This is a genomic window from Embleya sp. NPDC020630 (genome assembly GCF_044334985.1).
In the GTDB taxonomy this organism is placed as follows: Bacteria; Actinomycetota; Actinomycetes; order Streptomycetales; family Streptomycetaceae; genus Embleya.
Genome location: NZ_JBIRUB010000007.1, coordinates 388,457 through 413,068 on the forward strand (window position 1 = coordinate 388,457; position 24,612 = coordinate 413,068).

The 24,612-nt window shown below is 73.4% G+C and carries 19 protein-coding genes and 1 pseudogene; 11 read left to right on the top strand and 9 right to left on the bottom strand.

The features are described 5' to 3' along the window. Positions 1-29: 29 nt before the first annotated feature. From ACH4XV_RS25595 to ACH4XV_RS25605, 3 genes are all read left to right on the top strand, one after another. The gene (locus ACH4XV_RS25595; RefSeq protein ID WP_395793612.1) at positions 30-2,108 is read left to right on the top strand and encodes a HelD family protein; all 2,079 of its coding nucleotides are present in this window, start codon (positions 30-32) and stop codon (positions 2,106-2,108) included. Positions 2,109-2,233: 125 nt separating this feature from the next. Then, positions 2,234-2,896, top strand: coding sequence for an SGNH/GDSL hydrolase family protein (locus tag ACH4XV_RS25600; RefSeq protein ID WP_395793614.1), 663 nt, complete (start codon positions 2,234-2,236; stop codon positions 2,894-2,896). 147 nt (positions 2,897-3,043) lie between these two features. Then, complete coding sequence (locus tag ACH4XV_RS25605) at positions 3,044-4,582, top strand: DUF2079 domain-containing protein (protein WP_395793616.1); 1,539 nt, start codon at positions 3,044-3,046, stop codon at positions 4,580-4,582. Here ACH4XV_RS25605 and ACH4XV_RS25610 read toward each other — a convergent pair. Then, a complete protein-coding gene (locus ACH4XV_RS25610) occupies positions 4,555-5,346 on the bottom strand; it encodes a maleylpyruvate isomerase family mycothiol-dependent enzyme (RefSeq protein ID WP_395793618.1) in 792 nt (263 codons plus the stop codon). The genes ACH4XV_RS25605 and ACH4XV_RS25610 overlap by 28 nt on opposite strands. Before the next feature lie 832 nt (positions 5,347-6,178). On the opposite strand from ACH4XV_RS25610, the gene ACH4XV_RS25615 reads away from it, so the two are divergent. Together ACH4XV_RS25615 and ACH4XV_RS25620 are read left to right on the top strand one after the other, a co-directional pair. Continuing rightward, positions 6,179-6,484, top strand: coding sequence for a type B 50S ribosomal protein L31 (locus ACH4XV_RS25615; RefSeq protein WP_395793620.1), 306 nt, complete (start codon positions 6,179-6,181; stop codon positions 6,482-6,484). Positions 6,485-6,711: 227 nt separating this feature from the next. Continuing rightward, positions 6,712-7,569 (top strand): SAM-dependent methyltransferase, encoded by an 858-nt coding sequence (locus ACH4XV_RS25620; RefSeq protein WP_395793622.1) that lies wholly within the window; start codon positions 6,712-6,714, stop codon positions 7,567-7,569. A gap of 71 nt (positions 7,570-7,640) precedes the next feature. On the opposite strand, the gene ACH4XV_RS25625 is transcribed toward ACH4XV_RS25620, so the two are convergent. From ACH4XV_RS25625 to ACH4XV_RS25640, 4 genes are all read right to left on the bottom strand, one after another. After that, a complete protein-coding gene (locus ACH4XV_RS25625) occupies positions 7,641-8,531 on the bottom strand; it encodes a Gfo/Idh/MocA family protein (protein WP_395793624.1) in 891 nt (296 codons plus the stop codon). A gap of 199 nt (positions 8,532-8,730) precedes the next feature. Then, on the bottom strand, positions 8,731-9,219 hold the full coding sequence (locus ACH4XV_RS25630; RefSeq protein ID WP_395793626.1) for a DUF1203 domain-containing protein: 489 nt from the start codon (positions 9,217-9,219) through the stop codon (positions 8,731-8,733). Between the two features lie 88 nt (positions 9,220-9,307). Next, complete coding sequence (locus ACH4XV_RS25635) at positions 9,308-10,102, bottom strand: crotonase/enoyl-CoA hydratase family protein (protein ID WP_395793628.1); 795 nt, start codon at positions 10,100-10,102, stop codon at positions 9,308-9,310. After that, the gene (locus ACH4XV_RS25640) at positions 10,099-10,959 is read right to left on the bottom strand and encodes a hypothetical protein (RefSeq protein ID WP_395793630.1); all 861 of its coding nucleotides are present in this window, start codon (positions 10,957-10,959) and stop codon (positions 10,099-10,101) included. The genes ACH4XV_RS25635 and ACH4XV_RS25640 overlap by 4 nt, the downstream gene beginning before the upstream one ends. A 133-nt stretch (positions 10,960-11,092) precedes the next feature. Here ACH4XV_RS25640 and ACH4XV_RS25645 point away from each other — a divergent pair, with 133 nt between their 5' ends. From ACH4XV_RS25645 to ACH4XV_RS25660, 4 genes are all read left to right on the top strand, one after another. Continuing rightward, positions 11,093-12,532, top strand: coding sequence for a PLP-dependent aminotransferase family protein (locus tag ACH4XV_RS25645; RefSeq protein ID WP_395793632.1), 1,440 nt, complete (start codon positions 11,093-11,095; stop codon positions 12,530-12,532). Positions 12,533-12,613: 81 nt separating this feature from the next. Further along, a complete protein-coding gene (locus ACH4XV_RS25650; protein WP_395793765.1) occupies positions 12,614-13,603 on the top strand; it encodes an aldo/keto reductase in 990 nt (329 codons plus the stop codon). Positions 13,604-13,774: 171 nt separating this feature from the next. Further along, a complete protein-coding gene (locus ACH4XV_RS25655; protein ID WP_395793633.1) occupies positions 13,775-14,479 on the top strand; it encodes a TetR/AcrR family transcriptional regulator in 705 nt (234 codons plus the stop codon). Between the two features lie 214 nt (positions 14,480-14,693). Next, on the top strand, positions 14,694-16,229 hold the full coding sequence (locus ACH4XV_RS25660) for an MFS transporter (protein WP_395793635.1): 1,536 nt from the start codon (positions 14,694-14,696) through the stop codon (positions 16,227-16,229). Positions 16,230-16,315: 86 nt separating this feature from the next. Here the strand turns inward: ACH4XV_RS25660 and ACH4XV_RS25665 are convergent, their stop codons facing one another. Beyond that, positions 16,316-17,938 carry an alpha/beta fold hydrolase gene (locus tag ACH4XV_RS25665; protein ID WP_395793637.1) on the bottom strand — a complete coding sequence of 541 codons (1,623 nt, stop codon included), beginning with the start codon at positions 17,936-17,938 and terminating at the stop codon, positions 16,316-16,318. A 305-nt stretch (positions 17,939-18,243) separates the two neighbouring features. Between ACH4XV_RS25665 and ACH4XV_RS25670 the strand changes: the two genes are divergently transcribed. Then, entirely contained in the window at positions 18,244-19,122 is an 879-nt protein-coding gene (locus tag ACH4XV_RS25670; RefSeq protein WP_395793639.1) for an ABC transporter ATP-binding protein, read from the top strand. Further along, a complete protein-coding gene (locus ACH4XV_RS25675) occupies positions 19,122-21,665 on the top strand; it encodes an FtsX-like permease family protein (RefSeq protein WP_395793641.1) in 2,544 nt (847 codons plus the stop codon). The genes ACH4XV_RS25670 and ACH4XV_RS25675 overlap by 1 nt, the downstream gene beginning before the upstream one ends. A gap of 140 nt (positions 21,666-21,805) precedes the next feature. Here ACH4XV_RS25675 and ACH4XV_RS25680 read toward each other — a convergent pair. The 3 genes and pseudogenes from ACH4XV_RS25680 to ACH4XV_RS25690 form a co-directional block, all read right to left on the bottom strand. Next, a pseudogene (locus ACH4XV_RS25680) lies at positions 21,806-22,342 on the bottom strand (Lrp/AsnC family transcriptional regulator); the annotation flags it as partial. A 199-nt stretch (positions 22,343-22,541) separates the two neighbouring features. After that, on the bottom strand, positions 22,542-23,768 hold the full coding sequence (locus ACH4XV_RS25685; RefSeq protein ID WP_395793643.1) for a beta-propeller fold lactonase family protein: 1,227 nt from the start codon (positions 23,766-23,768) through the stop codon (positions 22,542-22,544). Next, positions 23,768-24,577 (bottom strand): polysaccharide deacetylase family protein, encoded by an 810-nt coding sequence (locus ACH4XV_RS25690; RefSeq protein WP_395793767.1) that lies wholly within the window; start codon positions 24,575-24,577, stop codon positions 23,768-23,770. The genes ACH4XV_RS25685 and ACH4XV_RS25690 overlap by 1 nt, the downstream gene beginning before the upstream one ends. Between the last annotated feature and the right edge of the window lie 35 nt (positions 24,578-24,612).

Sequence of the window (24,612 nt, forward strand, 5' to 3'; positions counted from 1 at the left end):
ATGTAACCAGGTTGCATTATCCTGGGTGTATGACGTCCCTCGATGCCGAACTCGTCCGCGAGCGCTCCCACCACGAGACCTGCCGCGCCGTGCTGGCCGCGATGGTCGAGGGCGCGGCCGAACACGTCGTCACCGGCGAGGACGTCTCGGCGTCCGGCGCCGATGCCGAGGCGCTGGGCTACACATTGCGCAGCCGGGCCCGGGAGATGGCCGAACTCCCGGAGACGCCGCTGTTCTTCGGCCGGCTCGACTTCGCCGAGTCCGGGGCGGCCGGCGAACACCGGGGCGGGCGATACCACATCGGGCGGCGCCGGATCGGCATCGATCCGACCGTCCCGCCGCTGGTCGTCGACTGGCGCGCGCCGATTTCCCGGGCCTTCTACCGCGCGAGTGCTCGCGACCCGCAGGGGGTCGCGGTTCGGCGCCGCTTCGGCTGGGCGCCGCGTAGCGCCGGCGCCGCCGAGGACCTGACCAGCTTCGAGGACGAACACCTGGATGCCCGCCCCGACCCGGGTGACGGCGATCCCGCGAGCGATCCCGGCACGATTTTGGCCGGCGAACTCAACCGGCCACGCGTCGGGCCGATGCGCGACATCGTCGCCACCATCCAGCCCGAACAGGACGACCTGGTCCGCCGGGCCCTGACCGCGTCCATCTGCGTCCAGGGCGCACCCGGCACCGGCAAGACCGCCGTCGGGCTGCACCGTGCGGCCTTTCTTCTGTACACCCACCCCCGGCGCATCCAACGCGGCGGCCTGCTGATCGTCGGGCCCAACCGGGCATTCCTGCACTACATCTCCGAGGTGTTGCCCGCGCTCGGCGAGACCGGGATCCGCCAGGCCACGATCGACGACGAGGTCGGCCGGCATGCGATCCGGGCCCGGGACGAACCGGCCGCCGAGGTGGTCAAGCACGACGCGCGCATGGCGATCGTGCTGCGCCGTGCGCTGTACGCCCGGGTCAGTGCGCCGACCGCGCCGGTGGTGATCCCTGACGGCTCCTACCGCCGCCGCATCCCGCTGGACGAGCTGGCCCGCATCGTCGAGCGGGTGCGCGCCGAGGACACCCCCTACGAGGTCGGCCGGGAGCGGGTCCGGGCCCGCGCGGTGCGGGTGCTGCAACTGCAGGCCGAGCGCAACTCCGGGCCGCCGACGGGGGAATGGCTGCGCCGGATGGGCCGGGCCAGGGGCCTCGCCGCCTTCGTCGACGGCTCCTGGCCGAAGGTGACACCCGAGGAGGTGTTGGCCGAGCTGCTGACCGACCCGGACGCGCTGGCGCGGGCCGCCGACGGCGTGCTGAGCCCCGCCGAGCAGCACGCCATCCGCTGGACCAGGCCGCCGCGCTCGGCCAAGAGCGCCCGCTGGTCGGCCGCCGACCTGGTGCTGCTCGACGAGGTCGCCGGACTGATCGAGCGGCCCGATACCTACGGCCACGTCGTCGTCGACGAGGCCCAGGACCTGTCCCCGATGCAGTGCCGCGCCCTCGCCCGGCGGATCGGCTCCGGCTCGGTGACCGTGCTCGGCGACCTGGCCCAGGGCACCACCCCCTGGGCCGCGCGCGCCTGGCCCGACCTGCTCGCCCACCTGGGCCGCCCCGACGCCGAGGTGGCCCCGCTGACCGTCGGCTTCCGCGTCCCGGCGGTGATCGTGGACCTGGCCAACCGACTCCTGGCCGCCCTGGACGTGGACGTACCGGCGGCCCGATCGTTGCGCCGGGACGGCGAGTTGACCATCCGCGAGGTCGCCGACCCGGAACCCGCCACGGTCGCGGCCGTACGCGCCGCGCTCGCCCGCGAGGGCTCGATCGGGGTGATCGCCGCCGACACCGGGACCGAGGCGCTGCGCGCGGCCCTGACCGCCGCCGGCATCGCCACGACCACCGCCGACGCACCGGACCCGACCGGCGTCGTCCGGGTGACCGTATTGCCCGCCACGCTGGCCAAGGGCCTGGAGTACGACCACGTCGTGGTCGTCGAGCCGGCCGCGATCGTGGCTGCCGAGGCACGCGGCGCGGGCCGGCTGTACGTGGTGCTGACCCGGGCCGTGTCGCGACTGGACATCGTGCACGCCCGACCGCTGCCCCGGGTGCTGCGGGCCGCCCTGGAGTGACACACGGTAGTCGCGCGCCCGCCACCCGTTCGCGGTAGCCGGGCGGGCGGCGAGCGGGCGGCCAACCTAGCGTGTGGGAGGGAACCGTCCCCGGACACGGCCGGTGATCGACCCGGGAGGCCACGATGTCGGGCGCGACGCACGAGGTGCCGGTGATGATCGCCGGCGACGCGATCGGACACGTCGGCGGTGGCGCCCGGACCTGGCGATATCGGCTCTGGCGGCATCTGCGCGCGCACGATGTGCGGCTCGACCTGGTCGGCTCCGACGACCCCCTCGACGACATCCGGGCCGAGGTCGCCGAGCATCGGCCCGACTATCTGCTGGTCCTGCTCGGCGTCGACGAACTGCGTCGGCCGGCGATCGACCCGGGCCGCTTCGAGGCCGACCTGCGGGCCTCCATCGCCGACGCCCGCCGCGCCAATCCGAACCTGCGGATCGTGCTCGGCCACGTCCTGCCCACGCACCATGCGGGCCCCGACCCGGAGTTCGCCGCCCGCGCGGCCGGCTACAACACGCGCATCGACGCGATCGCCGCCGACCTGGACACCGCCGACTCGCCGATCGTGGTGGCCGGCACCGACGCCGAGTTCGACGCGGGCGACCACACCGCCGACGGCCTGCACCCCAACCCGGCGGGCGAGGTCCGCATCGCGGCGGCCTTCGCCGACGCTCTCGCCGACCGCTTCCACCTGGGCGCCCACTACCCGCGCCCCTTCCCCCGAGCGGCCGGCGGCGCCACCGGCCCGCGCCCCCACCGGGACCGGGCCGACCACGACCCGGAGTAGCGCCCGCGACGGGCCGCCCACGGCCGCCCGTGCCGCAGACCCATCCGCCCCGACCAGCCCAACGCCACTCCGCCGTTCGGGGGATCAATCGCGCGAAAACCGTGTCGCCGCGTCGCCGCGCCGCGTTCGCTGCCCAGCCTTCGCTGGGTGAGCGAGTACTCGACCGCCGTCGGCCCCCCGCTCCCTGGTCGGGCGCGACACGATCCGCGCCGGCTCGAACGGGGCGCTCCGGCGGCACCGGCCCGGCTCGCGTCCCGCGCGCTGTCGTGGCTGCTCGCGGGGTGCGCCTGCGCGCTCTACGCGGCGCACGGTGTGCGGCGCCAGCACCGGCTGGAGACCACCGGCTTCGACCTGGGCATCTTCGAGCAGGTGGTGCGGTCCTACGCACACGGCCGCGCTCCCGTGGCCGACCTCAAGGGGGCCGGATACAACGTGTTCGGCGACCACTTCCACCCGATCCTGGCCCTGCTCGCGCCGGTGTACCGGGTGTTTCCCGCCGCCGAGACGTTGCTGGTCGCGCAGGCCCTGCTGGTCGGGCTGTCCGTACTGCCGGTGACCCGGGCCGCGGTGCGGCGTTGCGGGGTTGCCGGCGGCACCGCGCTTGGCGTGGCGTACGCCCTGTCGTGGGGCCTGCAGAGCCTGCTCCGTTTCGACTTCCACGAGGTCGCCTTTGCGGTGCCGCTGCTCGCCTTCGCGCTCGCGGCGCTGGTCGAGGGGCGCCTGCGGGCGGCGGTGGCCTGGTCGGTGCCGCTGGTCCTGGTCAAGGAGGACCTCGGCGTGACGGTCGCGGTGGTCGGCCTGCTGGTCGCCCATCGCGCGGCGCGGGCGCTCGAGCCGGATCGGGCGGTCGTGCGGTACGGGTTCGCCCTGGCCGTGTTCGGACTTGTCGTCGCGGCGCTCGTGGTGGGCGTGGTGTTGCCGGCCGCGAATCCGGATGGCGGTTATCCGTACTGGGATTCGTTCACCGGGGGGTCGGCGGACACCCTGGGGCCGGGCGCCCGGGTCGAGCAGCAACTGCACACGGTATGGCTGCTGTTGCTCGTGACGGGCGGCGCGGCGCTGCGCTCGCCGGTGGTGTTGGTCGCGCTGCCGACGCTGGGTTGGCGGTTTCTGTCCGATGTTCCGCTGCACTGGGGTACACACTTCCACTACAGCGCGACGCTGATGCCGGTGCTGTTCCTCGCGCTGATCGACGCCTGGCCGCGGTTGCGCGCCGCGCGCCGGTGGGTCGTCCGGGGCTATGCCCGGGTGTTGCCGGTGGGTTGCCTGCTCGTGGCGGTATTGCTGGTCCGCGACTTCCCGTTTCGGGATCTGTCGCATGCCACCTTCTGGCGCGGCGATCCGCGTTATGCGGCGGCGCGGCACATGGTCGACCTGGTGCCGGAGGGTGTGCCGGTGTCGGCGACCAACCACCTGGTGCCGCAATTGACTTCGCGGAACGTGGTGTCGCTGCTACCGGATCCGCGGATCCGTCCGGGCTGGGTGGTCGCGGACACCTGGGCAGCCGGGTTTCCGGTGCCGGTGGCGGAACAGAACGCCTATCTGGGCCGGTTGCGTGCAGCCGGGTGCGTACAGGTGGGCGCGGAACTGGGCTTCGTGGTGCTGCGTTGCGATCCACCGGGGCCGGCTCCGGCGGTCGGCATCGGGGGCGTGCGTGCCTACAGGGCGGGCACGAGGGTGAAGTAGCGGTCGAGTACGGCTTGGTCGCCGGTCGCGGTCAGGTGGTCCGCCGGGATGCGCTGCCACAGGAACAACATCAGGTCCGAGGCGGTGCCGGCCAGTTCGACGTCGGCGGTGCCGGGGGCGTCGAGGTGGACCACGTCGCCGTCGAAGCGTACGGACCACGCCTCCGGGCCGTCCGTACGCCGGAAGCGCAGGTGTTCCCCGGCTCCCGGCGAGGCCTGCCTCCGCTCTCGTCGGGCCGGCGCCATCACCTCGAAGTTCTGCCGGATCGCGTCGACGGCCAACTCGGCCGCGATCGGCGCGGCGGGACCGAGGGCGTTCTCGGCGTCCCAGCGGTGCACCGCCGCCTCGATGGTCTGCATGCGCACCCAGAAGTCGACCGTCTGCTCCTCGGACCAGGTCCAGACCGCGGTCTCGCCGGGGGTGTCTCGGAACGCCGCGGCCAACGCGCTCGCGCCGTCGGCGAACCAGTCGACCAGGCCGACCGGCAGCGGCCCGGGGGTGGGCGCCTTGCCGGGGACCGGCCAGCCGTCGCGCTCGTCGGGCAGGTGGTACACCGACGCGTCGGAGTGCTCCGGGATCGCGGTGAGCCGGTCCACCACCACCGCCGTCACGAGGCGATGCACGGCGCCGAGATGGCCGACCAGATCGGTGACGGTCCACTCCGGACAGGACGGCACGAACGGCGCCTCCCCCGCGCCGAGAACCCGCCGCACGGCAACCTCGAAGGCCCCCACCTCGTGCCGAAAATACGCGAGACGATCCATCGCACCATTATCGGCCGACGGGCACGCGGCCCAGCGCCCACCGCGCCCATCTCCCCGAGCACGTTGCGCCAACCCGTGCTCCCGCCGCCAAGGCGCCCCCATTCACTGACCGGTCGCGCGGACTCGCGCCCCCCTCAGCCCGCCCTCTGTCCCCAAGGGATTGCGTCGACCCGCGGGCCGCCCCGCGGCCATGGCGCGCCCTGCCCCCCGAGCGGTCGCGCCAACCCGCGCGCCCCGCCGCCAAGGCGCATCCGCCCCCGAGCGGTTGCGCCGACTCGCGCGCCTCGCCGCCGCTGGGGTGCGCTTCGCCCCTGAGCGCCCTTCTCCCGAGAGTTGCGTCAACCGGTGCGCTCCGCCGCCAGGGCGCGCCCGCTTCCCGATCGGTTGCGTCAACCCGTGCGCCCCGGCGCCGGGGTGCGCCTCGTCCCCGAGCCGCCCCGCCGCTTGAGGGGTTGCATCGACCCGTGCGCCCTGCGGCCAAAGCGCGCCCGCCCCGATCGGTTGCGCGCCCCGCCGCCGGGGTGCGTCTCGCTCCGAGTTGCCTCGTCCCCGTCGACCCGTGCGCCCCGCCGCCAGGGTGTGCCTCGGTCCCGAGTTGCCTCGGTCTTCGTCCACCCGTGTGCGCCGTCGGCAGGGTGTGTGTTGGGCTGGATGGGTGTGTGGTCTCGCGGGGGGATGGGTTGTTGGTGACGCTGGGCGTGGGTGTTCGGGCGTTGCCGGAAGAAGTTTGGGGTGACGTGTGTTGGCGCGGTGGCGGATCGGGAAACGGCCCGGTTCGGAGCCTCGTCCACCGACCCCGACCCTTCACCTCCGATCACTTCGAGGAGTAGCCATGAAGCAGGACAAGCACCCCGCCTACGGTCCGGTGGTCTTTCGGGACCGCTCCGCCGGATACGCGTTCCTGACCAAGTCCACCGCGGTCAGCGAGCAGACCATCGAGTGGGACGACGGCAACACCTATCCGGTCATCGACGTGGAGATCTCCTCGAAGAGTCATCCCTTCTACACCGGCAATGCCCGCCCGGTGGACCCCGAGGGCGAGATCGCCAAGTTCGAGCGCCGCTACGGCGATCGGCATGCCGGCGGCGGCGGTGGCGCCGGCAGCGAGGGCGGCGACGGTGGGAGCGGTACAGGGTGACCCGTCGCGGATGAGGGATGAGATCCGGCCGGGACTCCGCGCCGGTCGAGGGGGGTTCGCGGGTCCCGCGTACCGACTGCCGCTCTCCGCAAGTGAGTTGGTCGGCCGCGTTGGGACCGCGCGACCCCCGGGTTGGTGCTTGTTCGTGGCAACGAAACGGCAAGATCACCAATAGGCTTACCGCCAACAGGAACCCCTCATTCCTCCCCCGATGGACGGAGCCCCTCATGACAGACGACACGCAGGCGACCGGCACGCCCTCGGCCGACGGTGCGGACGGCCCCGACGACGGCTGGCGGCCGGTCGGCATCGACGTCTCGACGCCCAGCATCGCCCGGGTCTACGACGCGGTGCTCGGCGGCAAGGACAACTATCCGGTCGACCGTGCGATCGCCGAAGCGTCGCTGGCGATCGTCGCGGAGATCGGCGACGTCGCCCGATACAACCGGGCGATACTCGGGCGCGCGGTGCGGTTCATGGCCGAACAGGGCATACGTCAGTTCCTCGACCTGGGGTCCGGCCTGCCGACCGTGCAGAACACCCACCAGGTGGCCCAGGCGCACTCGCCCGAGGCCCGCGTGGTCTACGTGGACAAGGACCCGATCGTGCTGGCGCACGGCCGGGCCCTGCTCGCCGAGAACGAGCACACCACGGTGGTCACCGCCGACCTGCGCGAGCCGGCCGACATCCTGAACCACCCGGACGTGCGCGCGCTGATCGACTTCGACCAGCCGGTCGGCCTGATGCTGGTCGGCGTGGTGCATCACCTCAACGACGACGAGGGCCCCGAGCGCATCGTCGAGGAGTACAAGGCGGCGCTCCCGGCCGGCAGCTTCCTGTTCCTCACCCACTTCTGTGCTTCCAGCCCGGACGCGCTGGCGCTGGAGAAGGCGCTGCTCACCGACCTGGGTTCGGGCCGGTTCCGCACCCTGGAGGAGATCACCGCCTACTTCGACGGCTTCGAGTCGATCGATCCGGGCGTGGTCTTCCTGCCGCAGTGGCGTCCCGAGGAGCCGGTCCAGGAGCCGCTGACGGTCGGTCAGCGCCTGATGGCCGGCGGCATCGCCCGCAAGCCGACGGCCTGATCCCGCCCGCCCACGCCGAGGCCGGCCCGAAGCGGGGCGGCCCCGACGGAGCACGTCGCGGCGCGCGTACGTCAGCGTGCCGCGGCGAGTTGTTCCTCGGCGCGGGCGATGATCCCCTGGAGGTACAACCCGCGACGCACATCGCACACGTGTTCGCCGCCGTCGCGGACCAGCGCCGCGAACTCGGCCCGCAACACCGCGAAGGCGGATGCCTCGATCGCCGCGCCGAGGTCGAGCGTTACGGCCTCGGCCGAGCCGAACACCTCCAAGTCGTACCGGTGTCCGCCGCGCGCGGTGCAACACAGCACCAGCTGGGACACCGCGCCGCCGGCGTGCCGCAGTTGCAGGGCGGTCCAACCGGCACCGGGCGACTCGGCGCGTACGTCCACGATCTCGCCGAGCGCCACGCTCGTCAGGTCGAAGGCGTGCGGACCCACGTCGAGAATCGCCCCTCGGGCCTGCCGCCACGGCGAGGCCGCGAACGGGCCGTCGAGGAACGCGTCCGTGACGCACGCGAGTCGAGCGCCCCGCCATGGGGTCTCGACGCTCTCCAGATGGGCCAGGAACTCCCGGACACGCGGCGCGTAGCGGGCGCTCAGCGTGACCATCGAGCCGACCCCCGCCTCGCCGATCACGTCGGCCAGCCGGCGCGCGGTGTCGAGGTCGGCCGCGATCGGCTTCTCCAGGAGGACGGCCTTGCCCGCCCGCGCGGCCCGCTCGGCCAACGCGGGCTGCGCCTCGGGGGCGACCGCGAAGACCACCGCCTCGCACCGGTCCAACAACTCGTCGAACTCCGCGCACGCCTCGGCCCCGTGCGCCCGGGCCAGCGTCTCGGCCGCCTCGGGCCGGCGCGCCCACACCGCGGCGAGCCGGGTCTCCGGACCGGCCGCGAACACCGGCGCGTGGACCGAACTCGCCCACGGCCCGGCCCCGACCAGTCCCACCGCGACCTGCTCGACCATCGTCATCGCCTCCGATAGACACCCTGCCCACCCCGCCGGGCGAGCGTACCGGCGCGCACCATCGCCGGCCGGGACCGGCGCGGCAGGGGAGGGGTCGGCTCCGGGCCGGACCGGCGGATCCCGGCGACGCCGCGCCGACCCGACATCGCGCCGAGATCCGCCGCAGGGGGCCTATCCGCGCGGCGAGCCGATCGGCCCGTCAGCCGTCCGTGCGGGTCACGACGAACATGTAGCAGCCGTAGTCGATGTTGCGGCTGTGGATCAGGACCACCTCGGGGTCGGCGAGCATCTCGGCCAGGACCGGTTCCGGTGCGTCGCCCTCGTACACACGCGTGGCGGGGTGGATCCGGCCGTGCTCGTCGTAGGCGCGGAAGACCTGGGGGCGCGAGCGCCACTGGGCCGGATAGCCGGTGTCGGCCGGGCCGGCACAGGGCGCGGCGTGTGCGAAGACCGCGCCGATCTCGCGGTACGGGCTTGCCGGCAGCGGGGGTTCGTAGCCGAACAGGATCAACTCCTCGCCCGGCTCGGCCTCGCGTAGGCAACAGCGCAGCGGATGGCCGCTCTTCGCGATGCGGGTCTCGATGGGATTGCCCGAGACGTCCAGCCCGGTGGCGCGCACGTCGGCGAGGAGGTCGGCGGGAATCGGCTGCACGACGAAGGTCGACGCGGGGTTCGTGGTGGTGGTCATGTCCCCAAGCCTGCGCCGCCGGCACGGGCGATGCCGGCGGCATTCGGACACCGCGTTCCGGCGGGCGGTGGGGTCGCGGGCCGCAGGTTCACGAACGGCGGCGGCGGTCGCGGAAGCGGGCCAGGCCGTTCGCGACACCCTCCGACGGCACCGTGACCGCGAACCAGGCCGCCTCGACCGCCAGACCCTCGTCGATCGGCAGGCCGATTCCCCGGGTGACCGCCGCCAGGCACGCGTGTACCGCGCTCGCCGAGTGGCGGATGATCCGCTCGGCCAGGGCGTTCGCCTCGTCGAGCAGGTCGGCGGCCGGCACCACCCGGTTGACCAGGCCGAGTTCGGCGGCGCGGGCCGCGTCGATCGCATCGCCGGTGAGGATCATCTCCAGGCCGCGCTTGCGGCCGACGTGTCGCGGCAGCCGCTGCGAACCGCCGAACGGCGGCGGGAAACCGAGGCCGATCTCCGGCTTGGCGAAGGTGGCGTGCGTCGCGGCCAGGGCCAAGGGAGCGGCCTCGGTGACCTCGCAACCTCCGCCGTAGGCAAGGCCGTTGACCGCCGCGATGATCGGCTTGGGAAACTCCTCGATGCGCCGGGTCAGCCCCTGGCCCCGGCGGACGATCTCGCGCAGCGCACGATCCACGCCGCCGGCGATGCTGCCCGCGAGGTCGGTGATGTCGGCGCCGGCGCTGAACGCCCGCTCGCCGGCGCCGGTCAGGACGACGGCCCGCTGCGTGTCGTCGGCCTCCACCTTGTCCAGCGCGGCGGTGAGCGCGTCGATGGTGGCGTAGTCGAGCGCGTTGAGCTTGTCAGGCCGCTCGATGGTCAACGTGGTGATCGCGCCGTCGCGGGCCACGCGCACGGTCGGCTCGATGACAGTGGCGCTCATGGGCGGGGTGCTCCGATCGGGTTGGGTACGGGGATCACGCCGCGGTCCACCAGGTGCCGGGCCAGCGGCGTGGCCAGTCGGATCGCCTCCTCGACGCCGGCCGCGCCGAGCCGGGTGACCGGGTCGGCGGCGAGGCGGTCGGTGGCGTGTTCGAGGTCGCGGCGCAGCGTGCCGCCGCTTCGGGTGAGTCGGGAGTCGCGGTCGAGCAGGCCCTTGGCGACCAGGCGCCGCCGGGCCGTCTCCCATTGCGCGTCGGTCCAGCCCCGGGTGCTCTGCAACAGCTCGCGCGGGACGTTGCCGGTGGCGGCGTGGGTCAGACCGGCTTCGAGGCCGGTGAGGCCGGCGTGCGCGACCGCGATCACGTGGCCGTCGCCGCGGTGTTCGCGCAGCACGGTGCTCGCCAGCCACAACCGGCCGAGCAGACCGTCGGGACGCGGTACGCCCGACCACGCGGCGGCCAGCGCCCGGCCTTCGTGGCCGCAGCCCTCGACGGCGGTCTCCAGGAGTTCGGTCAGCTGTTCCAGGTGCCGCGTGCCCACCGGCGGCAACACCCGGGACAGCGCCGTCTCCACCGCGCCGAGCCGGCTGTCCAACACCTTCTCGGGCGTGGTGTACGCCCACGCGTCGGGCAGCGCGCGGGCCACGCGGGCGGGCGCGAAGGCGAAGCACAGCGCGCTCGCCTCGGGTGCGCGGACCGGGCCGAGCGGGGCCAGGCGGCCCGCGAAGTAGCCCATCCACCAGCCGATCAGGCCGAGCGCACGGGCCGCCTCGGCCGGTTCGGGCGCGAAGTAGGCGACCGCGTGCACGGGTTCGATCGCCTCCCAGAACCGCCGGGCGAGGGTGGGGGTGGGGGACAACGGCGGAGCCTTTCGTCGGAGGCCGGGAGCGGGACACGGGTCAGCGGACACGGATCGGGCGACCCACGGGCCGCCCGCTGTGCCGACCAGCGTGCCCGTTGTCGAGTGCCCGAGACAGTGCCAATCTGAGCGAATGGATCAGGATCCCGAATGGTGGGTACGGATCGCCCTCGACGACTGGCGCTCCCGCACCGGACCGCGCCACCGGCGGATCACCGAGGCGCTGGCCGAGGCGATCGAGCGCGGCGTCGCCGGGACCGGCACCCGGCTGCCTGCCGAACGCCCGTTCGCGGACGCCCTCGGGGTCGGCCGCGGCACCGTGGTGCGCGCCTACGAGACGCTGGCCGAGGCCGGCCTGGTGTCCCGCCGCCAGGGCGCCGGCACCTTCGTCCAACGCCGGCCCGGATGGAGTCGGCCCGCCGTGGCCGCGCCGATCCGCCGCCTGGTCGCCGACGACGAGGTGGTGGACCTGTCCCGCTCCGTACCGGCCGGCACCGGCCACCTGCCGCCGGTCGACGACACGATCGCGCTGTCCGGTCGGGACGGCCACGGGCGGCATCCCGGCGGCCTGCCCGAGTTGCGCGAGGCCCTGGCCGCGCACCTGACCGCGCACCTGGACCTGCCGACCACCGCCGAGCAGGTGATCGTGACCGCCGGCGCGCGACACGCCTTGTCCCTGGTGATCGCGGCGCTGGTCTCGCCCGGCCGCCCGGTACTCACCGGCTGCCCGACCACACCCGGCCTCGCGGCCTCCGTCACCGCCGCCGGGGGCCGCCCGATCGGCATCGGCGTGGACCCCGGCGGCCTGGACGTATCCGCCGTCGACCGAGCCGCCGCCCGCCTGCACGCACCGCTGATCCTGGTCGCCTCCCCAGCCCACGATCCGACCGGCGCCCCGCTGTCCGGCCCCCGCCGCCGAGCGCTGCTCGCGCTGGCCCACACCACGAACGCGATCCTCCTCGAAAACCTCTCCGAAGCCGCCCTGGACCTCCCCGCACGCCCCACCGACCACCCCACGCCCCCCGCCGACCGTCTCGCCCCCCTCGCCGCCGCCGATGACGCGGTGATCGCCATAGGGTCGATGTCGAAGATGTTCTGGGCCGGGTTGGGGGTCGGGTGGCTTCGCGTGCCGGACGCGCTGCGCGGTTACCTCACGCAGACCGCCGCGACCGCCGCCGTGGCGCCGAGTGTGCCCGCGCAGGTGGTGGCCGCTCGGCTGCTGCGCGCCGCCGATGCCGGGTGGCAGGAGGGGCTGCGCCGGACCCTGGCCGAGCGTCGCGACCTGCTGCTCGCTCTGGTGGCCGAGCAGTTGCCCGCCTGGCGGGTGACCGCGCCGCGCGCCGGCCTGTCGATGTGGGCCGAGTTGCCGGTCGCGGACAGTACGACCTTCGTCCACCTGGCCGCGCGCTACGGCGTCCTGGTCGCCCCCGGCGCCGCCGCATGTGTGGACGGCCGCCACCAGCACGGCGTACGGCTGTCCTTCGCCGAGTCGGCCGACACCCTGGAAACCGCCGTCGACCGGCTGACCGCAGCCTGGGAGGAACACACCCGCCGACTGGCGGCCGGCCGCTGACCGAAGAGGTGGTTGCCCCCGTCCGCCCCTGGGCAGCGACAAGGCATGACCTCCACCACGACCTCCGCCGCCATGCCCGAAATGCCCTACACGCAGCTCGGGCGCACCGGGCTGACCGTCGGCCGGCTCGCCCTCGGCACGATGAACTTCGGTCCGGCCACCGACGAACACGAGAGCGGCCGAATCATGGACGCCGCACTCGACGCCGGCGTCAACCTCTTCGACACCGCCAACGTGTACGGCCGCGACCAGGTCGCCGGCACCGGCGCCCGCGGCGCGACCGAGGAGATAGTCGGCCGCTGGCTGGCCCGGGGCGACCACCGCGACCGCGTCGTGCTGGCCACGAAGGTCTACGGCTCGTGGGGCGAGTGGCCCAACTCCGGCGGCCTGAACGCCCGGCACATCCGCCGCGCCTGCGAGGACAGCCTGCGCCGGCTGGGCACCGACCACATCGACCTCTACCAGATGCACCACATCGACCGCCGGGTGCCGTGGGAGGAGTTGTGGCAGGCGATGGACCTGCTGGTCGCCCAGGGCAAGGTGCTCTATGTCGGCTCGTCCAACTTCGCCGGCTGGCACCTCGCGCAGGCCCAGGAGGCCGCTGCCCGGCGGCCCACGCTCGGCCTGGTCAGCGAGCAGTGCCTGTACAACCTGGCCCAGCGCGCCGCCGAGGCCGAGGTGCTGCCGGCCGCGCGGGCGTACGGGATCGGCGTCCTGCCGTGGTCGCCGCTCCAGGGCGGCCTGCTCGGCGGCGTCCTGGCCGCGGAGCACGACGGCGACCGACACCGCCGCGGCGCCGGCCGGGTCACCGCACAGCTGGCCGAGCGACGCGACCAGGTGCAGGCATATGAGAACCTGTGCGCCGAGATAGGCGTCCCGCCGGGCGACGTCGCCCTGGCCTGGCTGCTCACCCGCTCCGAGGTGACCGCGCCGATCGTCGGCCCCCGTACGCTCGGCCAACTGGAGTCGGCGCTACGCGCACTGCGGGTCGAACTGGACGCCGACACCCTGGCCGAACTCGACAGGATCTTCCCCGGCCCCGGGCCTTCCCCGGAGTCTTTTGCCTGGTAGGAGGCCGATGGGGGAGGCATCACGGGCCCGATCGAGAGGGTGTGACGCAGGTTACAGAGCCTCTCGAAATATCCGGGGACTTCCTGTCCGTTTAACCGAGCGGATCGACAATCGGGGAATCACTCCCCGGTTACCCGTCGGGTAACGGCAGACAAGGGAAGGAGCCGGATCATGGGCAGCACACTCACCGACCGCGTCACCATCATCGACGTCGTCGAGGATCGGGGTCCGAAGCTTCGCGCCGATGCCCGACGCAATCGCGAGCGGATCATCGCCGCGGCCCGCGAGATGTACGTCGAACACGGTGCCGAGGTGGCGTTCGACGAGGTCGCGCGGCGCGCGGGGGTCGGCAACGCGACCCTGTACCGCCACTTCGCCGACCGCGGCGAACTCGCCCACCGGGTGATCCTCTCCGTACTGGAGCGCATCACCGAGCACGGCGAGCGCGCCGCGGCCGAGGAGTCGCGGGCCTTCACGGCCCTGCGACGCTTCGCGCACGCCGCGACGGAGGAGCGGATCGGGGCGCTGTGCACCCTGATGTCCGACACGGTGGACAAGGCGCACCCCGAGCTGATCGCGGCCCGGAACCGCCTGGAGGACCTGGTCGAGTCGTTGATGGCACGAGCTCGCGCCGAGGGCCTGCTGCGCACCGACATCGGCTCGGGCGACCTGCTGGTCGCGATCACCCAGCTCACCCGACCGCTGCCCGGGATGGGCGGCTGCGTGGCGAACGACGCCTTCGCGCACCGGCACCTCGACGTGCTGCTCGACGGCCTGCGCGTACCGGACCCCACTCCGCTCTCCGGCGCCGTCGTGACGATCCGAGACCTGGACCACCTGAAGAAGGAGGGCGAGGCCCGGCCGACCCGGTCCTGACGTGCCCCAGCGACTTCCGCGTGTCCCCGACCGCCTCGTGTCCGCGTACCGACGACTTCTCCCTGAGCGCGTACCGACAGCGACCGGTCGCGTGAGCACGTACCGATAACGAACCTCGCACCTGCCGCTCGCCTCCTCCGCGCGAGCGAGGGCGCGCACCGTCCATTCCGCGATGCCCACCGTCGCGTCACACCCCCCAAGAGTGAGTACTTCCATGTCTCAAACCGCTCCGGCCGTGTCCGCCGCCCCCGACCCCAGGCGCTGGAAAGCGCTCATCTTCATCGCGATCGCCCAGCTGATGGTCGTCCTCGACGGCACGATCGTGAACATCGCGCTGCCGTCCGCCCAGACCGACCTGGGCATCTCCGACGGCAACAAACAATGGGTGATCACCGCGTACGCCCTCGCCTTCGGCGGCCTGCTGCTGTTCGGCGGCCGGATCGCCGACCTGTGGGGTCGGCGCCGTACCTTCATCGTCGGCCTGATCGGCTTCGCCGCGGCCTCCGCGCTGGGCGGCATAGCCCAGAACAGCGGCCTGCTCCTGGGCGCCCGCGCGCTCCAGGGCATCTTCGGCGCGCTGCTCGCCCCGTCCGCGCTGTCCCTGCTCGCGGTGATGTTCACCGACGCCAAGGAACGTGCCAAGGCGTTCGGCATCTTCGGCGCGATCGCCGGTGGCGGTGGCGCGGTCGGCCTGATCCTGGGCGGCGTGCTCACCGAATACATGAACTGGCGTTGGACGTTCTTCGTCAACATCCCGTTCGCCGTGGTCGCCGCGACCGGTGCGGTCATGGTCATCCGCGAGCCCGCCGGGGCCCGCAACCGTTCGCCGCTGGACATCCCCGGCGTGCTGCTGTCCTCGCTCGGCCTCGGCACCCTGGTGTACGCCTTCACCCGCGCCGAGAGCCACGGCTGGGGCGCGGGCAGCACGATCGGCCTGTTCATCGCCGCCGCGGTGCTGCTCCTGGCGTTCGTCGCGGTCGAGGCGCGGGTCAAGGCCCCGCTGCTGCCGCTGCGGGTGGTCGCCGAGCGCAACCGGGCCGGCATCTACCTCTCGCTCGGCCTCGCGATCATCGCGATGTTCGGCATGTTCCTGTTCCTCACCTACTACCTCCAGATCGTCAAGGGCTTCTCGCCGGTCAAGACCGGCCTGGCGTTCCTGCCGATGATCGCGGGCATGATCACGGGCTCCACCCAGATCGGCGCGCGGCTGATGACCCGGGTCCCGGCCCGACTGCTGATGGGTCCGGGCTTCCTGACCGCCGGTATCGGCATGCTGATGCTGACCCAGATCGAGGTCGGCAGCTCCTACGCCGGGCTGATCCTGCCCGCGCAGATCCTGCTCGGCCTGGGCATGGGTACCGCGTTCATGCCGGCGATGAGCCTGGCCACCTACGGTGTGCAGCCTCGGGACGCGGGCGTCGCCTCGGCGATGGTCAACACCTCGCAGCAGGTCGGCGGCGCGATCGGTACGGCGCTGCTGAACACCATCGCGGCGAGCGCGACCACGTCCTACGTGGCCTCGCACGCGGTCGGCTCCGGCGGCCTGGAGCAGCTGAAGATGCAGGCCATGGTGCACGGCTTCGCCACCGCGATCTGGTGGGCGGTCGGGATCCTGGCGCTGGCGTCGGCGATCGCGTTCACGTTCATCACCGTCGGGCACGGCGACAGCAAGCCGGTCGCGTCGGGCGGCAAGGACGGGGAGACGGACGCGGACGCGGACGAGATCGCGGTGCCGGTGCTGGTGCACTGAGCGCGCGGTACGTGAACCGCGGTACGTAGTGCAGGGCCCCAACGCCGAATCGGCGTTGGGGCCCTCGTCGTTCGTGCGGGCGAGCCCTATCGGGTCGGGCGTTCGTCGCGCGGCGGCGGCGATGGGCCCGCCGGGCCCACCGGGTGGACCGCGTCGTCGAGCGGGAGCGGCAGGCCCGCGCAGATCGTGGTGGTCGGACGCAGGCCGCGGACGAGATAGTCGGTGATCCGGGCGTCGACGCACGCGTTGCCGTCGTCGAAGGCGATGTGGTCGCCGGCGTCCCGGACGAAGACCATCGGCTGGCGCGCCGTCGCGGCGGCGGCGAGGGCGCCCTCGGCGGGGGTGGCCGGGTCGAGTTGGTTCTGGACGAGGAGCATCCTCGGAAGCCTGGCCGGGTCCGGGACGGCCGGGTGTGCGGTCGTGAACGGATAGGCGGCGCAGGGCTGTTCGGTGGCGAGCGAGCCGACGAGCGGATAGCGCGCGGCGAGGCGGTCGCCCGTGGCCACCCAGTGGGCGGGATCGTCGGCCCAACGGCCGTCGCCGCACCGGATCGCCCAGTGCGCCCCGCTCTCCGGCACGCCGAGCGGCACCCTCGGCGGGGCCAACAGTGCCGGCGCCCGCGCCGGATCGTCCCGCAACTCCCGCAACCGCTCGGCCCATTGCGGCCAACCGCTCGCGTCGTACAGGACGTTCGCCTGCATCGCGTCGAAGGCGGTGCCGCGCTCGTGCTCGGCGACGGCGGCCCGCACCTCGTCGTACGCGGCGCGCGCCGCCTCGACGTCGCCGCCGAATCCGTACCGGTCGTCGTGGCGCGCGAGCCAGGGCAGGAACTGTACGTCGAAGCGCCGTTGCAGGCCGCGCGCCCACGCGTCGACGAAGACCTCCTCGGGGTCGGCCGACCAGTCCATCGTCGAATCCAGCACGAACCGGTCCACGCGGGAGCGGAATCGGTCCGCGTACCACGCGCCCAGCAAAGTGCCGTAGGAGAAGCCGAGATAGTCGATCCGGCGCTCACCGAGCACGGCCCGGATCAGGTCCAGGTCCCGCGCGGTCTGGTCGGTGGTCACGTACGGTGCGAACACCGCGCCCGCGCAGGCCAGTCCGACCAGGCGCGCGTCGGCGAGCTGGCGGGCGGTGTTGGCCGGCGAGCGGTCGCGGGTGTCGGCGACGGGCTCGTACCGGGACCAGTCGATGCCGCAGTCCACACTCGTCGAGGGCGCGACGCCGCGGGGCGCGAAGCCGATGATGTCGTGGGTCCACAGCAGATCCGGCTGTGCCTCGGCGACGCGCGTGGCCAGGGCGGAGCCGTCGGTGCCGGGGCCGCCGGGGTTGACGAGGAGCACGCCGCGCCGGGCGGGGCCGCCGGTGGCGGGCACGCGCGTGACCCGGAGGGTGATGGTGCCCTTGGCGCGGTCGTACCAGTCGAGCGGGGCGCGCAGGTCGGCGCAGTAGGTCACGGGGTGTGCGGGCTCGGCGGGACGATACCGGTCGCAGACCTGCCACCGAGGGCGCTGCGCCCCGAGGGCCCCGTACGGATTCACCGGCTCGGCACCGCCGTCCGCCCGCGCGTTGGTCCCCACGAGCATGCCGGCGACCCCGGCGAGCAACACCGCCCCCGTCACGACGAGGCGCCCACCGGACACCGACACCCGGCGACGCCCGAAGCACACCACCGACGGCACGACCGACACGGGACGGATCGGGGACATGGGGCTCCAGGTGGGCGGGCGGATGCGGCCAACGGTAGGGCCCCGCCGGGGCGTGGTATATCACCCGACTGTGTGGCCTCGAACCCCCCGAAGCAAGCGGTCCCAGGGCCGGCCGGCCGGCCCGAAGCGTCTGCGGCTCGTGGCCCTGGTGGCCGGGGCCGGGCGGGTCGGTGCAGTCCACGACCCTTCGGGGGGTGGGGGCAGGCCCACCCCCGTTCGGCCCGCCTTCCCCATGTTCGGGGGCGCCTGGGCTCCGTAGCGTCGTGGATATCGAATCCGATGTTCATTTCTTTGCGGGAGGCACCATGTTCGGGCGAGGCAAGCGAGGCGACCGGCGGGCGCGGACGGGACCCGTCGTACCTCCCCGCCCGGATCACGACACGTTCGGCACGCCGCCGCACCCGTCGTACCCGTTGCACACCCCCCGCCCCCACACCTCCGCCGTCCGGCTCGAAGCCGTCGCCAAGGCGTACGGGCGCGGTGCCGAGGCGGTGCACGCACTGCGCGGGGTCGACCTCGACATCCCCCGGGGCACCTTCACCGCCGTCATGGGCCCCTCCGGATCCGGGAAGAGCACCTTCCTGCACTGCGCCGCCGGGCTCGACAAGCCCGACTCGGGGCGGGTGCTGCTGGGGGACGACGACCTCACCGCGATGAACGAGAACCAGCTCACCCGGCTGCGCCGGACCCGGCTCGGCTTCGTGTTCCAGGCGTTCAACCTGCTGCCGTCGCTGACCGTGGAGAAGAACGTACTGCTCCCGCTGCGGCTCGCGGGGCAGCGGCCGGAACGCGGCCGGGCCGCCGAGATGTTGGGCATGGTCGGACTGCACGAGCACGCCGGCCGCCGACCCGCGCAATTGTCCGGCGGCCAGCAGCAGCGCGTCGCCATCGCCCGCGCCCTGGTCACCCGCCCCGACGTGCTGTTCGCCGACGAGCCGACCGGCGCGCTCGACACCACCACGGCCGCCGAGGTGCTGGCGCTGCTGCGCCGGGCCGTGGACGACACCGGCGCCACCGTCGTGATGGTCACCCACGACCCGGTCGCCGCCTCCTACGCGGACCGGGTCGTCTTCCTGGCCGAGGGCAACCTCGCCGGGGAGCTGTACCGGCCCACCCCCGAGGCGATCGCGGCCCGGATGGTCGGCCTCTCCCAGCCCGCCCGCGCCCAGGGGCGGGCCGCCTGATGGGCCGTCCCAACGGGCTCGCCCGCACCTCCGTACGCTTTCGGCCCGCCTCGTTCGCCGGCTCCTTCGTCGCCCTGCTGTTCGCCGCCATGCTCGTCACGATGTGCGGGATCTTCCTGGAGAGCGGAATCCGCGCCCACGTGCCGGCCGGCCGCTACGCCGACACCCCCATCGTGGTCGCCGGGCCGACCACCACGAGCAAGACCTTCGGCAGCGGCGAGGACAAGGAGAACGTGAAGGTCGCGCTGCCCGAGCGGGCCCGCGTCGACGCCGCGCTCGCCGCCCGGATCGCGGCCGTACCCGGTGTGGCCGCGGTCCTGCCCGACCTCACCTTCCCCGCCCGGACGCCCACCGCCGTACTCGACGCGCACCCCTGGTCCGCCGCCCGCCTGGCCGCCACCCCGCACGACGGCGCCGCGCCGCGGCCCGGCGAAGCGGTACTGACCACCGAGGCCGCGCACCGGATCGGCGCCGGCGCGACCGCCGGCGGCACGGTCCGGGTGACCACGCCCGCCGGCGAGGTCCCGCTGCGCGTGTCGGCCGTACTCCCCGGCACCGGCGCCCGGCTCTACGTCGCCGACACCGAGGCCGCGCGCCTGGCGGGCAACCCCGACAAGGTGACCGCGTTCGGCGTACTGCTCGCCGACCACACCTCGACCGGCAAGGTCGCCGGCGAGTTGCGCAAGTCGCTCAAGGGCACCGGCGCCGAGGTCCGCACCGGCGACGGACGCGGCGAGGTGGAACACCCCGGCCTGGGCAACACCAAGGAACTGCTCATCGGCGTCGGCGCGTCCTTCGGCGGCATCGTCGCCGCGGTCGCGGTGTTCGTCGTGGCCGGCTCCACCTCGTTGTCCGTGGCCCAGCGGCGCCGCGACTTCGCCCTGCTGCGCGCGGTCGGCGCCACCCCCTGGCAGGTCCGCCGGATGATCGCCACCGAGACCGTGATGGTTTCCCTGCTCGCGGGCCTGGCCGGCGTGCTCCCCGGGACGCTGCTCGCCCGCTGGTGGTTCGACACCATGGTCGGCCGCGGCATGATCGAGGACGGCGTCACCCTCGCCGTAGGCCCGGTCCCGATGCTGATCGCGGTCGGCGCGGGTGTGCTCTCCGCGCTGCTCGCCGGCCTGATGGCGGCGCGCGCCAGTGCGCGGACCAAGCCGACCGAGGCGCTGGGCGAGGCGGGTGTCGAGCGGGCCCGGGTCGGCTGGGTCCGGCTGGTCCTGGGCCTCGTCGCGCTGGCCGGCGGTGGCGTACTCTCCGGCATCGCCATGAAGGCCACCGGTGACCAGGCCGTCGGCGCGGCGGGCGGCGTGATCATGCTGTTCATGCTAGGCGTCGGACTGCTCGGCCCCCTGATCGCCCACCTGTTCGTGTACGTGACCGGATTCCTCCTGCGCCTGTTCGGCGCCCCCGGTCGGCTCGCCTTCGACAACGCCCGCACCAACTCGCGCCGGCTCGCCTCGGCGATCACCCCGATCACCCTTACCGTGGCCTTCGCAACCACGCTGATGTTCATGTTCGCCGCGCAGGACCACTACAGCGAGAAGCAGTCCAAGGCCGCGTTGACCGCCGACCGGGTGATCGGCGGACCCGGATTCCCGGCCGGTACCACCACCGAGGTCGCCCGCGTGCCCGGGGTCGCCGCGGTGACCTCCGTACTGACCACCAATGTGGTCATGGCCGGCTCCGACGACCTGCAGAAGTATTCGACCCAGGGCATCGGCGGCACCGACACCGACCTGGCCCGCGTGCTCGACCTGGGGGTACGTGCCGGCAGCACCGACGCGCTGCGCCCCGGCGCCGCGCAGCCGCCCGGCGGCGCGGTGGCGATGGACCGGCTCACCGCCGACACGGTCAAGGCCCGGCTCGGCAAGCCGATCGAGATCCGGCTCGGCGACGGCACCCGGATCAAGCCGACGCTGGTCGCCACCTACGACCGCGGCCTGGGTACCGCCGCCGTCACCCTCCCGCGCGCCACCGTGGAACACCACGTCGACGCCGCCCTGGACACCCGCCTGCTGGTACGCCTCGCCGACCGGGCCGACCCGGCCGCCGTGGATGCCGCACTCGCCAAGGTCGCGCGGGCCCACCCCGACACCCGGATCTTTGACCGGGCCGGCTACGCCGCGGAACGCGACCAGGACCGCGAGACCAACAAGTGGACCAACCAGGTGATGCTGGTCATCCTCGCGGGCTTCGCGACCATCGCCGCGGTCAACACGATGATCGTGTCCACCGTCGCCCGGCGCCGCGAACTCGGCCTGATGCGGATGATCGGCAGCACCCGCACCCAGGTCCGCGCGGTCGTCCGCGGCGAGGCCGCGCTGGTCGGGGTGATCGGGCTCGCGCTCGGCCTGACCATCGCGATGATCACCCTCGTGCCGTTCGGCAAGGGCGCGTTCGGCGAGAGCACCCCCTACGTGCCGGTCCCGCTGCTGCTGGGAATCAGCGCCGCCGCCCTGCTCCTGGCACCGCTGTCGGTCGCCCCGATCACCCGACGGCTCCTGCGCGTCGAACCGATCGACGCGGTGGGCGCGAAGGAGTAGCGGGGGAAACACACACCGGGTGGTCGGGAAGGCCGGGGAAACACACCGGCTGATGGGGAGCGCCGAGTCCGGCGCTCCCCATCAGCCGTGTTCGGCACCCTCCGGCCCCGCCCCACCGCCCCCACCCGCTTGACCGTGCGGATGACCGGCGCCGTCTCCACCGCGTCGATGCCCGGCAGCGCGCCGATCCGGTCGGCGAGGTAGTCGTACAGCGCCTCGTCGCCGGCGCACAGCACGGTGGCGTACAGGTTGGTGCGGCCCGTGGTCGCCGCCGCGTAGGCCACCTCGGGGTGGTCGGCGAGCGCGGCGCCGGTGGCCGCCAGATACGCGGGCCGCACCGACATCCACATCGTGGTCGCCGTCGGATTGCCCAAGGGGCGCTCGTCCACCTCCAAGTCGAAGAACAACGCGCCGGCCCCGCGCAACTGCGCGATCCGGCGGCGCACCGTGGACTCGTGTCGGCGGACCTCGACGGCGAGCGCCGCGTGCGACGCGCGCCCGTCCCGGCCCAGCGCGGCGACCAGGGCGTGGTCGAACGCGCTCAGCTCCACCGGCGCCGTCCACGTGGTCGGCGGCGGGAACCCGGAGGCGAGCGCGTCCCGCTGAGCTCGGTCCAGGGCCGGTCGGCCGAGTACCCACGCGGGGCCGTCCCAGGAGGAGGGGCCGCCCTTGAACATGCGCAACAACCGATGCGCGTCGATCGAGAGCACCCGCCGCGCGGCCGGGATCCGGTCCAGGAGCAACGCGTCGCGGTCCGCGTCGTCGGCGCCGGCCGCCACCAGGTGGCAGAAGCGGTGGCCGGGGCTGGGCGACGTGCGCGGTCGGGACTGACCCGGGGGCGGCGAGGTACGGGCACTCCTCGCCGCCCCCCGGCGGTCAGCGGAAGACGCCGGTATGGCCGAGCGAGTAGCGGCCCGGCTGCGGGTAGACGCACAGGCCGTGCGGGCCCACGCCGACCGGGATCCGGGCGAGCAGTTTCCCGTCGGTGGTGTCGATCGCGTACACCTCCTTGTTGTAGCGCCCGCTGAGCCACAACACCTTGCCGTCGGCGGACACCCCGCCCATGTCCGGGCTGCCGCCGCCGGGGAGCTCCCACTTGGCGGTCAGCGCGCCGGTGGCGAAGTCGAGCACCGAGATCGAGCCCTCGCCTCGGTTGGAGATGTACAGGCTCTTCGAATCGCGGCTGGGGTACAGGCCGTGCGCGCCCTTGCCGGTGCGCAGCCGGGTCGGGGTGTTGAAGGTGTCGCCGTCGAGCACCCACACGCCGTCGGCCATCATGTCGGCGATGTACCAGGTCTTGCCGTCGGGGGAGATCTTGACGTCCTGCGGCATCGAGCCCGACAGCGGGATCTTCTGCTTGGCCACCACCTTCATCTCGGCGGTGTCGACCTTGAGCAGTTCGCCGGAGAACTCGCAGGAGACGATGAAGTACTTGCCGTCGGGGGAGAAGTCCGCGTGGTTGACGCCCGCGCACTGGCTCGGCTCCGCCTTGACCACGGCCATCGTGTGCGCGTCGCGGAAGACCAACTGGCGGTCCATCGACGCCATCACGACCGCGTACTTGCCGTCCGGGGTGAAGTAGAGGTTGTACGGGTCGTCCACCGGCACCGGCGTGCCGACCTTGCCGGTGGCGGGATCGAGCGGGGTGAGCGTGTCGCCGAGGTCGTTGTTGACCCACAACGTCTTCAAGTCCCAGGAGGGCACCACGTGTTGCGGCTGGTGCCCGACCTTGATCGTCTCGATCACCTTGTAGGTGGCCGGGTCGATCACGCTCACCGTGTTCGACTCGGTGTTGGGTACGTACACCCGCGACGGGAAACCCTTGACCGCGTCGGCGAGCATGCCGGGGCGGTCGGCGGCGTACAGGTCGTGCGGGTCCAGCGGTGGCGGCATGCCGGGCAGGAGGTTGGCCAGTTCGGGGGCCGGCGGCTGCGCGGGGACCGGGGCGGCCTCCACCGGCGCGGCGGAGGTCTTGATCGGGGCGGGCTTCGCCGGGGTGTCCGTCGACGACCCGCACGCGGCGGAGGCGACCAGACAGCAGCCGGCCAGGAACAGCGCGATGCGGCCGGGGCGGCGGCGGGTGGGGGAGAGGTGAGTGGTCATCAGGTGACGAGCTCCGACATCGTGACCGCCCGCAGTCCGCGGGTGCGTAGGCCGTCGAGGATGGCGGGCATCGCGGCTACGGTGCCCGGGTGTCCGAAGTGCAGGCTGACCACCGAGCCGGGTCGCACCCCGTCGAGCACGGTGCGGGTGACGGCGGTGGGGCCGGGGTCGGTGAAATCCAGTGAGTCCAGGTCGTAGCCCAGGCAGTGGGCGTATCCGGCGCGCCGGGCCTGGGCGGCGACGACGGGCGTACAGTCCTCGGCCCGGGAGGGCCGGAACCAGCGTCCGATCGAGCCGGTGAGCCGCCTGAGCCGGTCGGCGCAGTCGGTGATCTCGGCGTAGGTGCGTTCGGCGGACATCGCGGAGATGTCGCCGTGGTTCATCGTGTGGTTACCCAGTTCGTGCCCACCGGCCAATACCCGCCCGGCCATGTGCGGTTGTTCGTCCAGCCACGACCCCACGGCCAGGACCGTCCCGCGCGCCCCGGCCGCCTCCAGGAGGCCGAGCAGCGCGTCGGCGCTCTCCGCACTGCCCTGACCGTGGAAGGTCAGCGCCACGCCCCGCCGATCGGCGGGGCCGGAGGTGACGTGGAACGGCAGGTCGGCGGGCAGCGGCGGCGGTTCGGGAGCGGCGCCGGCGCCGACGATAGGGCCGGAAGGACCATTCGGGGCCGAGGTATTGCCGCCGGATGCGGCGGCGGGGGAGCGGGTCGCCGAGGGGTGGGAGTCGTCGCCGCAGCCGCTCACGGCCGCGCCGAGCGCGACCGCTCCGGCGAGACGTCGAAGCAAGCTTCGGCGATCCAGAGGCATCACCCTCGCGACCTTACGGGCCGAAACCGGGAACG